The organism is Cupriavidus plantarum, assembly GCF_905397285.1.
Classification (GTDB): domain Bacteria; phylum Pseudomonadota; class Gammaproteobacteria; order Burkholderiales; family Burkholderiaceae; genus Cupriavidus; species Cupriavidus plantarum.
Window position 1 is genome coordinate 161,315 of record NZ_CAJPUX010000005.1, and the last position, 12,986, is coordinate 174,300.

The window sequence follows — 12,986 nt, forward strand, 5'->3', positions numbered from 1 at the left end:
ACGTGGGCAATGAATGAGGGGTGGCTCACCCCTCCGCAAACACCCCCAGCTTAGGAATCTCCTCCCGCAGATAGGCAATCAACGCCCGTGTTGCCATCGATGGATGCAGGTTCGGCGTCGTGATGATGTACAGATGGTGGCCCAGTCCCTCGGGCGCCCATTCGGGTAACACCGGCACCAGCGTGCCGGCCCTGACATCCTCCCATCCCGCATAGGCGGGCAGCAGCCCTACCCCATGCCCGCCCTGCGCGGCGCGCAGGAGGAAACGGAAATGTTCCGACTGCAGATGTGGGGCGATGTCGATCGTTTCACGGACGCCCGCGCGTTCGATGACCAGCCGGAAGCGGCGCGACGAGTATGGCGGGCACAGGAAGTGGCAGTGCGCCAGATCGGCCGGCGCCTCGATGGGGGCAATGCTCGCGAGATAGGACGGCGATGCGAGGAGCCGCCACGGCGTTGCGCAGACCTCCCGCGCCACGACGTCGAGGGGCGGGTTCGACGTGACCCGTAACGCGACGTCGATCTCGTCGGCGATCAGGTTCGTCACACGGTTGGCGAAGAACACGCGTAACGAGATGCCCGGATGCAGCGCCGCGAAGTCCAGGAGCAGCGGTGCGATGTAGGCATCGCCGAGTCCCGTCGGCACACTCACCCTGACGTGTCCGCGCAGCGTCTTGCCGAGGCTGTCGATCTCCGCCTGCGCGGCGACGGCTTCCTGGAGCATGCGCACGCCGTGCTCGTACAGGGTCTGCCCCGCCTCCGTCGTCTCCAGACGGCGCGTGGTCCGCCGCAATAGTTGCGCACCGGCCTGCTCTTCCAGCTGGCCCAACTGCCGGCTGACCTGCGAGCGCGTCACGCCGCGCCGGCGGCCCGCTTCGGCCAGCGTGCCGGCATCGACGATCTCGACAAAGGACTGAATGAGGTGCAGATCCATGCTCGCGCAAAGTCATTGTCACGTATGACGCAACATTGTGGTGCGCGCTTGCCGTATTGTCGATGCGGGATTGCCCCCGCTACATTTCCCACATTGCCGGCATCAGACCGGCACCACGGAGACAAGCGGATGGCCGCAGACCTTTGGTTTGAATCGCAGCATCGCGCGGGGGACGACATCGTCGCCCGCGGTAACAGACTGGCCGGCGGATGGCGCCGGCTGGGGCTCGAGGAAGGCAACGTCGTCGCGCTCCTGCTGCGCAACGATCCCGTCTTTGCCGATGCGATCGCCGCCTGCCGCGTGGCAGGCATCTACTACTGCCCCATCAACTGGCACTTCACCGCCGCGGAAGTCCGCTTCGTCCTCGAAGACAGCGGCGCCCGCGTGCTGCTCGTGCACGCGGACCTGCTGGATGCCGTGCGCGCCGCCGTGCCGCCCGGCGTCACGGTGTTTGCCGTCGGCGGCACCGATCCCGATGCGATCGAGTACGAGCCATGGCTCGCCGCGCAACCGCCGTACGATGGCCCGCGCGTCGCACCGCGCGGCCACCTCGCCTACACCTCGGGCACCACCGGCAGGCCCAAGGGCGTGCTGCGCGAACCGTTCCCCCTCGGCACGATGGACGACCAGCTCGCCCGCATGCGCTCGGTCGTCGCGCAGTCGATCGGCATCGTCCCGGGGTGCCGCGCGCTGATGTCCGCGCCGCTCTATCACAGCGCGCCAGGCGTCTTCATCCAGCAGGCCTTGCAAATGGCCGAGCGGCTGGTGCTCACCGCGCGCTTCGACGCCGAACAGGTGCTCGCGCTGGTCGAGCAGCATCGCATCGATGTGCTCTACCTCGTGCCCATCATGTACGTGCGGCTGCTCAAGCTGCCGCCGGAGGTCCGCGCCCGCTATGACCTCTCCTCGATTCGCTTCGTCGCGTCGACGGGCTCGCCCTGCGCCCCCGAGGTCAAGCGCGCGATGCTGGAGTGGCTCGGCCCGGTGATTCACGAAACCTACGCATCGAGCGAGGCCGGCATGGTGACCGTCGCCACCCCGGCCGATGCTGCCGCCCGCCCCGGCACCGCGGGCCGTCCCATCGATGCCGCGCAGCTGCGCATCCTCGACGCCGATGGCAATGCGTGCGCGACCGGCGAAGTGGGTCTCGTGTACGTACGGCAACCCGCGTATCCGGACTTCACCTACCTGAACAACGACGCCGCACGCCGCGCCATCGACCGCGACGGCCTGATCTCGCTCGGCGACATGGGCTATGTCGATGCCGACGGTTACCTGTTCATCTGCGATCGCGCCTCCGACATGGTGATCTCAGGCGGGGTCAACATCTATCCGGCCGAGATCGAGCATCAGCTCGTGCGCTACCCCGGCGTCGCCGATTGCGCGGTGTTCGGGGTACCCGACGACGAATACGGCGAACGACTGCACGGCGTGGTCGAGCCTATGCCCGACACCGCGATCGATCCCGCGGCCGTGACCGAGTGGCTGCGCGAGCGGCTCTCCGGCTTCAAGGTCCCGCGCACGATCGAGATCGCCCGGCTGCCACGCGACGAGACCGGCAAGCTCGCCAAGCGCAAACTGCGCGATCAGCATTGGGCCGGCCGCGGTCGGCGCGTCTGACGCCGCGTTTGACGGCACGAAGACATAACAAAACAGAAGAAGGAGACAACATGCCACGATCCCCGTTCCGCATTGCCGCGGCGGTAGCCGCCATGGCCGCGACCATGACACTCGCGCACGCCGGCCCCTTCCCCGAGCGGCCGATCAAACTGGTGGTCCCCTACACCCCCGGCGGTTCCTCCGACCAGTTCGGCCGCGCGCTCGCGGAAGGCATGTCGAAGGACCTGAAGCAAACGGTGGTCGTGGAGAACCGCCCCGGCGCCAACACGATGGTCGGCGCGCAGAGCGTGGCGCGCGCGCCCGCCGACGGCTACACGATGATCATGGCGTCGAGCGCCAGCATGGTGCTGAACCCGATGCTCTACAAACGCACGGGGTACGATCCCAAGGACTTCAAGGTGTTCCTGATCGGCACCGAAGTGCCGCTGGTCATCGTGACGAACAATCAGGTGCCCGCGTCGAACACGCGCGACTTTGCGAGTTACGCGAAGGCGGCCAACGGCAAGCTCAACTATTCCTCGGTAGGCCTCGGCAATCCGCTGCAACTCGCCACCGAGATGCTCAAGGCCGAACTCGGCATCGAGATGACGCACGTCCCGTACAACGGCAGCGCGCCGGCCCTGTCCGCGCTGCTGGCGAACGACGTGCAGCTGATGGTCGATGTCGTCAGCACCTCGCTGCCGCACATCCGCGCGGGCAAGCTCAAGGCGTTGGCCGTCACGTCACGCGCGCGGCTCGAGGTTCTGCCCAATGTGCCGACCATGGCCGAGAGCGGCTATCCCGATTTCCACGCCGCCACGTGGTTCGGCCTCGCCGTGCCCGCGCAAACGCCCCCGGATGTGGTGCCGCGCCTGCAAGCGGCCGCAACGCAGGTCCTCGGCGATGCCCAGTTCCGCGGAACCTTCGCCGCCCTCGGCCTGGTCGTCCAGCCACCGCGCACGCAGGCGGAGGTGGACCGCTATGTCGCCGCCGATCGCGAGACGTGGGGCAAGGTTATCCGCGCCAACCGCATCTCGCTCGATTGAGCGCAGCCATCAGGCGGGCAACAGCCCGGCCGCCCGATAGTTGTCGATCAGCGTATCGAAGAGTTTGATATCGGCGCGGCCGCGTGCCATGAGCTGGGCGCCCGCCACCGCGGCGAAGATCGCGTGCGCGCGCTTCTTCGCATCCCTGGTGCCGACGATGCCGGCATCCACCAGCGTCTTGGCCAGCCACGCGACATTCACGTCGGTGAATGCCTGCACTTCCGTCTTCACGACGTCGGGCAGATCGTCGTACTCGGCCGTCATGAAGCTGCACAGGCAGATGCGGTTGTCATTCTCGAGCGATTTGCGAAACAGGCTCGGGTACTTCCGCAGGCGATCCGCCATATCCGGCGTCTTGGCCGACAGCGCATCCAGCGCCACCACCGTGTCCTCCCAGTACCGCCTGGCCACCGCGGCAGCAAGATCAGCCTTGCTGGGGAAATGGTGATAGAGACTGGCCGCCTTGATGCCCACCTCTTCCGCGAGCGCCCGGAGGTTCAGCCCGCCATAGCCATGCGCCTGCGCAATGCGGGTAGCGACCGCCAGAATCCTGTCGCTGGAGTTTGAGGTGGCCTGATGTTGCACGATGTGCCTCGATGGAATGTTCAAAGACAGCCCGAGCGGGAGGGCGATGAGCGCGATTATAGCGCTCCGCCCTCACACTAACAAACGCTCGGTAGCCGTCACATCGAGGACGGAATATCGCCTTCCGCCTGCCTTCTCTTTACCGCGCGGCGGGTGCCGCGGCGTTGCCTGCGACCGGCGGCACGCTCGGCGAGCGTTGTTCCATGAAGAAGGCCCCGCGCAGCTTGCTCGTGGTCACGCGCGTGCTTTCGTCCACCGCGCGCATCAGATTCTCATAGTCCGGCGACTGGTCCCAATCGCCATTGGCGGCGACGATGGTTTCCACGTCTTCGTACCATTCGAGCCGGTTCGTCGACAGGTCGACGAGTTGGCCTCTCAGCGCGATGTATGCCTGCGGAGGTTCCGTCGGGATGAAGCCGTAGTACGTCCGCTTGGTGCCGAGCGCCCGCGCGGTGATCAGTAGCAGCTTGTCGGCGTTGTACTTTTTGGCGAACGGCCGGTAGTCGCGCAGCGCAATCCCGTCACCGGAGCCTTCGACGAACTTCGGCATGTCTTCGGTCACGAGCGGTTCCTGGATCATCACCACCTTCATCTGGCGCGATTCGAGGCCCTTGCGGAAGTCTTCCGGCAGGCTGCTCACCATCGTGAAGTCCTGGCGCTGCAGGCGCTCGACGATGGCCGCGGCGTTGGCGCGATTGATCGCGACATCGAGCAAGCCCTGGTTACCGAGCATGCGCTGCCCCGGCTCCGGCAGCTTCTCGATGGCGACAGCCACCGTCTTCTCTTTGTTGTTGAACAGCGCACTGGTGGCGGGAATCGGCTTTTGCACCGTGGCGCACCCAGCCAGAATGCTCGCGCCGAGCAGCAGCGCGGCAGCCTTGATACGACCCATGAAACATCTCCGTTCTTGTGGATAGACACGGATCGCATAACGGCACGGAGGCGAGCATCTGAAGCCCCATTCAAGTAGGGTAGACACCCGCCGGAGGGTTTACGCCTCCTGCAACGCCCACGCGGGATAGTCGTTGTACCCTTGCTCGGCGCCGCCGAACAACGCGCCGCCGTCGAATCTCGCCAGCGGCAGTCCTTCGGCCATGCGGCGCGGCAGGTCCGGGTTGGCGACGAAGGGCCGGCCGAATGCGACGAGGTCCGCGTAGCCCTTGTCCAGTACCCACTGCGCCCGCGTCTGGTCGTAGTTGCCGGCGACGATGATGGGGCCGGCGAAGCGCGCGCGGATGTCGCGGCGGAAGGCTTCGGTGAATACGGGCGCATCGTCCCAGTCCGCTTCCACGAGATGCAGATATGCAATGCCCTTCCCGTGAAGGTAGCCCGCCGCCTCGAGGATCGTGGGCAGGATGTCGGGGCACGCCATCCCCCGCGCGGTCAGGAACGGGGCGAGCCGGATCGCGGCGCGGTCCGCGCCGACCTCCTCGATCACGGCGTCCATGACGTCCTTGAGAAACCGCAGGCGATTCTCGCGCGAGCCGCCATACGCATCGGTGCGAACGTTCGACGTGGTCCGCAGGAACTGGTCGACGAGGTAGCCATTGGCGCCGTGGATCTCCACGCCATCGAAGCCCGCCTCGATCGCGCGGCGTGCCGCGCGCCGGTAGTCGTCCACGATCGCATGAATCTCGTCGATGCCCAGGGCACGGGGCGTCGGGCATGCGTACATGCCGCCTTCCCCGGTGGCCGGATCGACCATCCAGATCGACCCCTCGAACGGCACGGCCGATGGCGCGACAGGCAGCTCGCCGCCGTGGAACACGGGATGCGACATGCGGCCCACGTGCCAGAGCTGCAGGAAGATGCGTCCCCCTGCCCGATGCACGGCGCGCGTGACGAGGCGCCAGCCCTCGACCTGCGCATCGCTGTAGATACCCGGCGTGAACGAGTAGCCTTTGCCCTGCGGCGAAATCTGCGTGGCCTCCGACACGATCAGGCCCGCGCTTGCGCGTTGCGCGTAGTACGTGGCGTTCATCGCGTTGGGCACGTCGCCAGGCTGCGAACTGCGGGCGCGCGTCATCGGTGCCATCACCACGCGGTTGGGCAGTCGCAGATGGCCCACCTGCACTGGCGAGAAAAGGGTATGCGTATCGGACATGGTCGTCTCGTGTTCAGTTGATCAGCGCGCCGCCGTCGATATCGATGATGGCGCCGGTCATGAACGGGTTATCGATTGCGAGCAGGTAACCCTGCGCCAGGTCTTCCGCACGGCCGTAACGGCCCACAGGCAGGCTGGTCGCCGCGCGGTCCAGCATGGCGCTCCGCGCGGCCGCATCCATGCCCGCATAGGCCTCCGTATCGGTGAGTCCTGGACTCACGACGTTGACGCGGATCGGCGCCAACTCGCGCGCGAGGATCTTGGCCACGGCTTCCAGTGCCGCGTTCATCGCGGTCTTGACGATGGTGCCGGGGACGGTGCGACGCGCGAGGAAGCCGCTGGTGAGCGTCAGCGTGCCGCCCGGGCGCAGATGCTTCGCGGCGGCCCTGGCCACGGCGAGGGTGCCCCAGAACTTCACGTCGAATGCCGCCTTCGCGTCCGCCAGGTTCACGTCGGCCAGCTTCCCGCCCGGTGCCTGCGAGCCTGCCGTGAAGACGACGTGGTCCACGGGTCCGAGCTGTTCGAAGTAGCGCTCGACGGCGGCCGGATCGGCGATATCGAGGCCGTTGCGGCGGCTGGCCACCAGCACGCGGCCGGGGCGTTCGCTCAGAGCGTCCGCCACGGCGCGGCCGATGCCGGTCTGGCCGCCGACGATCACGGAAACGGTTTGGTCGGTGAAGTGCATTGCGATCTCCTGGAAGCGATGGAATCAGGCATGGGTTGCTTGGCAACGACTGTAGATCTTGTGAACAATCTTGATAATTGGTTAAATTCGTAAATCATATTTCGGGGATTCCGAAAGATGCTCGACAACCTTCATCTGTTTCTGACGATCCTCGAGAAAGGCGGGTTATCGGCTGCTGGGCGGGAGCTAGGCTTGTCGCCCGCCTCCGTGTCCGAACGGCTGTCCATGCTGGAGAGCTATTACGGCGTCACGCTGCTGACCCGCACCACCCGGTCGATCAGCCTCACCGACGAGGGCCGCACGCTGGCCGACGGCGCCCGCCGGTTACTGGCCGAGGCCGACGAACTCGAGAGCCGCGTGCGGCGCGGCGCCGAAACGATCTCCGGTCCGGTGCGGCTGAGCGCGCCAGTGGACCTCGGTCAGACCCGCATCGTGCCGATCGTCGATCGCTTCCTGGATGCGCATCCCGATGTGACGGTCGACCTCAACCTTACCGATAGCTTCGTGGACCTCGTCGGCCAGGGCATCGACTTCGCCGTGCGATATGGCACGCTGGCCGACAGCACACTCAAGGCGAAGCCGATCGGCGAGAACCGGCGCGTCGTCTCCGCCTCGCCCGCATATCTCGCGCGCCATGGCACGCCTGGACACCCCGACGACCTGCCGCACCACGACTGCATCGTGATGCGCTTCGGCATCAATAGCGACCGCGTGTGGCCGTTTCGCGTCGAGGGCAAGCCGCATGCCGTCACCGTGCGCGGACGGCGGATCGCCAACACCGGGGACCTGGTCAGGCGGTGGGCGCTGCAAGGCCACGGGCTCTGCATGAAATCGGTCTGGGACATTCAGGAGGACCTCGATGCCGGCCGGCTGATCGAGGTCCTCGCACCGTTTTCCGCGGGCCGCACGGCGCTGCAGATCGTATATCCGCCGACGCGCGTGCAGCCGCGCCGGGTCCGTGCATTGATCGATACCATCGCCGGCGAACTCGCGGGCGGGGCGGCCGGCTGATGCCCGCGGGGTGCAACAAGAGAGGGATCGCCCTCACCCGTAGACGATCTCCGGCGTCCACGCCTCGCGCGGCTCCGCATGCAGTTGCCAGAACGCATCGGCCACGGCACGCGTATGGACGGAGTCCGGGCTGACCGGAGTGCGGACCGTTACCGCCGCGAGGTGGATGCCAAGCGCCTGCATCGGCTCGAACAGCGACAGGGCCGCGGCGCGCAGGCCGGCCTTGCCCGTGCTGAGCGTCAGGAATTGCGGCGACGGATGGATGCCGAGCCCGCCTCCCGTCACGAAGAGGCTGCCGCCGCCGTTCTGCCCGATCGCCTCGGCGCCCGCGCGCATCGCCACGAGCGCGCTCGTGAGATTGACGTTCATATCCGAGATCAGCGAATCGACGGATTCGTCCGCGAGCGTGCGCGTCTGCAGCTCACCGTCGGCGCCGTAATGCAATACGCCCGCGTTGTAGTGCAGCACCGAGAGGGTATCCCGGTGACGCGCGATGAGCGCGGCCACCGAGCGCGGGTCGGATGCATCCACGGTATCGAACGCGAGGCCCGCGCATCCGGCCGCCTCCGCATGTCGGCGCAACCGTGCCGGATGGCGCGAAGCCACAACGACGCGGTATCCCTCGCGCGCAAAACGCTCGGCGGTCGCGAGACCGATACCCGGTCCGGAGCCGATCTGCAAAAAGGTCATGGTCATGTCGATGCCCCTTTCTTGTGGATGGATCAGCCGACCACTTCGGCAAGTTCGATCAGGTTGCCGAAAGGATCCGCGATGAAGGCCAGCTTGCGGCCGATCGCGGGCAGCTCGAACGGCGCCGTCACGATCTGCACGCCCCGGCGGCGTAGCTCGGCGACGGTAGCGTCCATGTCTTCCACGTTGATGCAAAAGTGGTGATAGCCGGCGAGGCGCAGGCTGTCGCCGAGGTCGCTGTACACGGGCTTGGGAATGGGCAGCGGATCGCCATCGCCGAGGATTTCGATGAAGAAGGCGTCGTCGTTGGCGGGCGCCAGGTACGCGAGACGTTGGTCGGCATACGTCCAGCGGTGCACGACGCGGAAGTCGAGCATCTCGGTGTACCACTGCACGGCGGTGTCGAAGCTCGGTACGCGCACGGCGACGTGGTGGCCCTTCATCGAAGCGAGCGGGCTGCGGGGATTGACGGCGGGAATGGTCACGACGGACATGGTGAAACTCCTCTGATTCAGGTTCGATGTGCAACCGCATCGGTGCGGCTGCGGTGATCGAAGCGTAGGTCCGCGAGGGCCGATAGAGAATCGACGAAGGGTTGTTGGAATATGAGCTTCAGGTTCATAATCGCCGTCGAACACATTCATCGCCGCCGACCGATCCAGAGATGCCCGTCACGCGAAAGCCATTGCCCCCTGCCCCCGGGACCGTCAGCCTGCCCGGCCTCATCGCGTTCGAGAGCGTGGCCCGCCACCTCAATTTCACGCGTGCGGCCGCGGAGATGGAGATCACGCCAACGGCCATCTCGCGCACCATCAAGCTGCTGGAGGCGTCGATGCGGGTCCGGTTGTTCAATCGGACCACCCGCAGCGTGTCGCTGACGGAAGCGGGCACGCAACTGTTGCAGACGCTGGGGCCGGCGCTCGACCAGATTCGCCGCTCGGTGCAGGAAGTGGGCGATGCGTCCGGGGCGGCGCGCGGGCAGCTGCGGATCAATACGTCGTACGTGGCCCATGCCACGCTGATCCAGCCGCATCTGCGCGAGTTCCTGACCCGGTATCCGGAGCTTGCCGTCGAGGTCAGCGTCGAACACGGGCTCACCGATATCGTCGCCGGTGGCTTCGATGTGGGCATCCGGCTTGGGCGTGCCTTGCAGAAGGACATGATCGCGGTGCCGATCGGGCCGCCGCAACGGCTGCTCGTCGTGGGCGCACCGGCGTACGTCAAGGCGCGCGGCAAACCCAGGCGGCCGGACCAGTTGCTTCAACACGATTGCATCCGCCAGCGCATCGGCAATCGCGGGCAGTTCCTGCCATGGGAATTCCGGGTGGGCAACGAACCGCTGACCATCGATATACAGGGGCGCCTCGTCTTCAGCGAGATGCGCAGCGCGCTCGAGGCCGCGTGCGACGGCAACGGCCTGGCCTTCGTCTTCGAGCATTTCGCGCACAAGGCCCTGGAGGACGGCCTCGTCGTCCCGCTTCTGGAAACCTTCACGCGTGCGCGCGAACCGTTCTACATGTACTACCCCAACCGCGCGCAGATGCCCGGCAAACTTCGTGCGTTCCTGCAGTTCTTTCAGGACAAATCCCGGGCCGCGGCGTGAGGGGCATGCCGTCGCGCGTTATGCCGCTGCGAGCGTGATGCGCGGTCAGTGAGAGTCGGCGCAGATGTTATGCGTGACGACATCTCGATGCACTGTCAGAGGCAAGTCTGCAAGCGCCGCGTCGTCGGCAGTGAAATGTTTGCCTGCGGGGCGGTCGCGGGCGCCGTCGGTTCTAGACTTTTCGCAGGATCAGTCGCTGGAATCGCCGGGAGAGATCGATATGGGCCATCCCGCTTCGATGAGTGTCATCGCCGCCGCCGCCGCTGGCGGGATGTTGCTGGTGGCGCCGGCGCCGGCCTACGCCGCGCCGTGTCCCGCTGCATGGCAAAGCACGATGGTGTATGCCACGCCCGGGGCATTGGTCGCCTATAACGGGCGCGTGTATCAGAACAAGTGGTGGACGCAGGGGAATGTGCCCGGGACCGAGCAGTGGGGGCCGTGGGAGGACAAGGGAGAGTGCACAGGTGGCGCCTCGCCCTCGCCCTCGCCCTCGCCCTCGCCCTCGCCCTCGCCCTCGCCCTCGCCCTCGCCCTCGCCCTCGCCCTCGCCCTCGCCCTCGCCCTCGCCTGCGCCTGCGCCTGCGCCTGCGCCTGCGCCTGCGCCTTCGCCTGCGCCTTCGCCGACACCGACACCGACACCGGCACCGGCCCCTGCGCCAACCCCCGCCCCGTCGCCGGCCCCGAGCCCCGCCAAAACCAAACCCGGCTGCTACGCGCCGTGGAGCGCCACGAGCATCTACAACGAGAACAATGTCGCGTCCTATCAGGCAAAGAACTACCGCGCCAAATGGTGGGCGCAGGGCACCACCCCCACGAGCGGCGATCCGTGGGCAGTGATCGAAGACTGCGACCCGGCAAAGGTTGCCCCGCCCGCCCCAACGCCTACGCCAGTGCCAACGCCCGCGCCAGCCCCGGTCCCGCCCGACGTCCCCATCCCCACCCGCGCCCAGGCCGAGCAGGTGGAAAAGGACCTCACCAACACGCCCACCTTCGCCGCCATCAAGCAAATGATCCGCACGGCCGACAACGCTATCGTCGACGCCACCGACGCCGGCAAGGCGAGCAACCCCGTCAACGTCCAGCGTGTGGAGAAGATCGTCAACGCCGCGAAATGGGAATTCCTGTTCCCGCGCAGAGACCCGTCCTATACGTACCGCGCCTTCCTGCAGGCCATCGCCAAGTTCCCCGCGGTCTGCGCGGATTACAAGGACGGCCGCGACGCCGAGGCCATCTGCCGCAAGACCCTCGCCACGATGTTCGCCCACTTCGCGCAGGAAACGGGCGAGCACGACATCCACTCGAGCACGCCGGAATTCCGGCAAGGCCTGCACTGGGTCAGGGAAATGGGCTGCACCGAAACGGGCGATGGCTGCGGCTACAACGCCGAGTGCGACCCGAACATCTGGCAGGGCCAGCTCTACGTCTGCGGCAAGAACGCGGACGGCAGCTTCAGGAAGTACTACGGCCGCGGCGCCAAGCAGCTCTCGTACAACTACAACTACGGCCAGTTCTCGCAGGTGATGTACGGCAAGCCGACGATCCTGCTCGACAATCCCGACAGCGTCGCCAGCACGTGGCTCAACCTGGCCTCGGCCGTCTTCTTCTTCGTCTACCCGCAGCCGCCAAAACCCTCGATGCAGGCCGTCATCGACGGCAGCTGGCAACCCAACGCCACCGACCAGTCCAGCGGCCTCGTCCCGGGCTTCGGCGTCACCACGATGATCATCAACGGCGGCGTGGAATGCGGCGGCAACACCGAAGTCGCCCAGTCGCTCAACCGCATCAAGTACTACAAGTCCTTCGCCGCCGAACTCAACGTCCCGGTGCCCGACAGCGAAAAGCTCGGCTGCACGGGCATGAAGCAGTTCTCCGATCAGGGCAGCGCGGCCGCCGACACCACCTGGGTCAAGGACTGGCACGACGGCATGGCCTACCGATGCATGCTCGTCAACTATCAGGAAAAATTCAGTGCCCTGATTCCGGGCGACTATGTGAAGTGCGTGGAGAACGAATGGGGCGTGAAGCTGAAGTAACCATATAGCTTCCCGTGACGCGGTTCGATCGATCCCTCCTTGACATCAACCAACTAGTTGGTAGACTGTCATTTATGGAAGCCATCGACCTCTCTCCCAAGGCCATTGAAATCGTCGTCTGTACGCAATCGTTGTTGGCGACGCGCGGATATAACGGGTTCAGTTACGCCGATATCTCGGAAAAGGTAGGCATCAGCAAGGCCAGTATTCATCACCACTTTCCGAGCAAGGCCGAACTGGTCGAGGTCGTCGTGAAGCTGTATCGAGAGGAAACGCGCAAAGGGGTGGCCGCGATCGAGGCGCATGCGTCCGCCCCGCTCGATCGGCTGCACGCCTACACCGGTTATTGGGAGCGCTGCATCCGCGACGGCTCGTCGCCGTTCTGCATCTGCGCAATGCTGGCGTCGGAGCTGCCCGCCATTCCCGAGCCGGTAGCCAGTCAGGTGCGCGGGCATTTCCAGGATCTGACGGGCTGGCTGGCGTCGATTCTCGCGGCGGGCGCGGAGAGCAAGACGTTCCGGCTGCGGACGAACGCGGATGCCGAGGCCGCCGCGTTTCTGGCCACCGTGCATGGCGGCATGATCGCGGCACGCGTGCACGGCAATGCCGAGGCATTTGTATCGATCGTCGGCCGGGCCGTGGAGGTTCTGCGGGCTGCCTGACGACGTTTCAAACGAAATGGAGGTCCCTGTCATTC

The 12,986-nt window shown here is 66.2% G+C and carries 13 protein-coding genes; 6 read left to right on the plus strand and 7 right to left on the minus strand.

Features of this window, described 5'->3' with window-relative positions; genetic code table 11:
* Nucleotides 1-25 precede the first annotated feature (25 nt).
* Nucleotides 26-934, minus strand: a complete 909-nt coding sequence (locus tag KHP16_RS20770) for a LysR family transcriptional regulator (protein ID WP_109584027.1) — start codon at nucleotides 932-934, stop codon at nucleotides 26-28.
* A 129-nt stretch (nucleotides 935-1,063) separates the two neighbouring features.
* Between KHP16_RS20770 and KHP16_RS20775 the strand changes: the two genes are divergently transcribed.
* Together KHP16_RS20775 and KHP16_RS20780 are read left to right on the plus strand one after the other, a co-directional pair.
* On the plus strand, nucleotides 1,064-2,554 hold the full coding sequence (locus KHP16_RS20775) for an acyl-CoA synthetase (RefSeq protein WP_211961034.1): 1,491 nt from the start codon (nucleotides 1,064-1,066) through the stop codon (nucleotides 2,552-2,554).
* A gap of 50 nt (nucleotides 2,555-2,604) precedes the next feature.
* Complete coding sequence (locus KHP16_RS20780; protein ID WP_211961035.1) at nucleotides 2,605-3,579, plus strand: Bug family tripartite tricarboxylate transporter substrate binding protein; 975 nt, start codon at nucleotides 2,605-2,607, stop codon at nucleotides 3,577-3,579.
* Nucleotides 3,580-3,588: 9 nt separating this feature from the next.
* On the opposite strand, the gene KHP16_RS20785 is transcribed toward KHP16_RS20780, so the two are convergent.
* From KHP16_RS20785 to KHP16_RS20800, 4 genes are all read right to left on the minus strand, one after another.
* Nucleotides 3,589-4,164 (minus strand): TetR/AcrR family transcriptional regulator, encoded by a 576-nt coding sequence (locus KHP16_RS20785; protein WP_121492407.1) that lies wholly within the window; start codon nucleotides 4,162-4,164, stop codon nucleotides 3,589-3,591.
* A 139-nt stretch (nucleotides 4,165-4,303) separates the two neighbouring features.
* Complete coding sequence (locus tag KHP16_RS20790) at nucleotides 4,304-5,056, minus strand: hypothetical protein (RefSeq protein ID WP_109584023.1); 753 nt, start codon at nucleotides 5,054-5,056, stop codon at nucleotides 4,304-4,306.
* A gap of 99 nt (nucleotides 5,057-5,155) precedes the next feature.
* Nucleotides 5,156-6,268: an alkene reductase gene (locus KHP16_RS20795; RefSeq protein ID WP_211961036.1), complete on the minus strand. Its 1,113-nt coding sequence runs from the start codon at nucleotides 6,266-6,268 to the stop codon at nucleotides 5,156-5,158.
* Between the two features lie 13 nt (nucleotides 6,269-6,281).
* Nucleotides 6,282-6,953: an SDR family oxidoreductase gene (locus tag KHP16_RS20800; RefSeq protein WP_115954339.1), complete on the minus strand. Its 672-nt coding sequence runs from the start codon at nucleotides 6,951-6,953 to the stop codon at nucleotides 6,282-6,284.
* Between the two features lie 117 nt (nucleotides 6,954-7,070).
* Here KHP16_RS20800 and KHP16_RS20805 point away from each other — a divergent pair, with 117 nt between their 5' ends.
* A complete protein-coding gene (locus KHP16_RS20805) occupies nucleotides 7,071-7,964 on the plus strand; it encodes a LysR family transcriptional regulator (RefSeq protein ID WP_109584020.1) in 894 nt (297 codons plus the stop codon).
* A gap of 33 nt (nucleotides 7,965-7,997) precedes the next feature.
* On the opposite strand, the gene KHP16_RS20810 is transcribed toward KHP16_RS20805, so the two are convergent.
* On the minus strand, nucleotides 7,998-8,660 hold the full coding sequence (locus KHP16_RS20810; protein ID WP_211961037.1) for an SDR family NAD(P)-dependent oxidoreductase: 663 nt from the start codon (nucleotides 8,658-8,660) through the stop codon (nucleotides 7,998-8,000).
* 26 nt (nucleotides 8,661-8,686) lie between these two features.
* Nucleotides 8,687-9,148: a VOC family protein gene (locus tag KHP16_RS20815; protein ID WP_109584018.1), complete on the minus strand. Its 462-nt coding sequence runs from the start codon at nucleotides 9,146-9,148 to the stop codon at nucleotides 8,687-8,689.
* 170 nt (nucleotides 9,149-9,318) lie between these two features.
* Between KHP16_RS20815 and KHP16_RS20820 the strand changes: the two genes are divergently transcribed.
* The 3 genes from KHP16_RS20820 (at nucleotide 9,319) to KHP16_RS20830 (ending at nucleotide 12,951) form a co-directional block, all read left to right on the plus strand.
* The gene (locus KHP16_RS20820; protein WP_211961038.1) at nucleotides 9,319-10,257 is read left to right on the plus strand and encodes a LysR family transcriptional regulator; all 939 of its coding nucleotides are present in this window, start codon (nucleotides 9,319-9,321) and stop codon (nucleotides 10,255-10,257) included.
* A gap of 220 nt (nucleotides 10,258-10,477) precedes the next feature.
* Nucleotides 10,478-12,289 (plus strand): glycoside hydrolase family 19 protein, encoded by a 1,812-nt coding sequence (locus KHP16_RS28445; RefSeq protein WP_244835931.1) that lies wholly within the window; start codon nucleotides 10,478-10,480, stop codon nucleotides 12,287-12,289.
* 74 nt (nucleotides 12,290-12,363) lie between these two features.
* Entirely contained in the window at nucleotides 12,364-12,951 is a 588-nt protein-coding gene (locus tag KHP16_RS20830) for a TetR/AcrR family transcriptional regulator (protein ID WP_115954335.1), read from the plus strand.
* Nucleotides 12,952-12,986: the final 35 nt, after the last annotated feature.

Coding starts and splice junctions, on each gene's coding strand:
- KHP16_RS20790 (WP_109584023.1), bottom strand. CDS start 5,056: ATGGGTCGTATCAAGGCTGCCGCGCTGCTGCTCGGCGCGAGCATTCTG.
- KHP16_RS20810 (WP_211961037.1), bottom strand. CDS start 8,660: ATGACCATGACCTTTTTGCAGATCGGCTCCGGACCGGGTATCGGTCTC.
- KHP16_RS20800 (WP_115954339.1), bottom strand. CDS start 6,953: ATGCACTTCACCGACCAAACCGTTTCCGTGATCGTCGGCGGCCAGACC.
- KHP16_RS20830 (WP_115954335.1), top strand. CDS start 12,364: ATGGAAGCCATCGACCTCTCTCCCAAGGCCATTGAAATCGTCGTCTGT.
- KHP16_RS20780 (WP_211961035.1), top strand. CDS start 2,605: ATGCCACGATCCCCGTTCCGCATTGCCGCGGCGGTAGCCGCCATGGCC.
- KHP16_RS20815 (WP_109584018.1), bottom strand. CDS start 9,148: ATGTCCGTCGTGACCATTCCCGCCGTCAATCCCCGCAGCCCGCTCGCT.
- KHP16_RS20775 (WP_211961034.1), top strand. CDS start 1,064: ATGGCCGCAGACCTTTGGTTTGAATCGCAGCATCGCGCGGGGGACGAC.
- KHP16_RS20820 (WP_211961038.1), top strand. CDS start 9,319: ATGCCCGTCACGCGAAAGCCATTGCCCCCTGCCCCCGGGACCGTCAGC.
- KHP16_RS20805 (WP_109584020.1), top strand. CDS start 7,071: ATGCTCGACAACCTTCATCTGTTTCTGACGATCCTCGAGAAAGGCGGG.
- KHP16_RS28445 (WP_244835931.1), top strand. CDS start 10,478: ATGGGCCATCCCGCTTCGATGAGTGTCATCGCCGCCGCCGCCGCTGGC.
- KHP16_RS20795 (WP_211961036.1), bottom strand. CDS start 6,268: ATGTCCGATACGCATACCCTTTTCTCGCCAGTGCAGGTGGGCCATCTG.
- KHP16_RS20770 (WP_109584027.1), bottom strand. CDS start 934: ATGGATCTGCACCTCATTCAGTCCTTTGTCGAGATCGTCGATGCCGGC.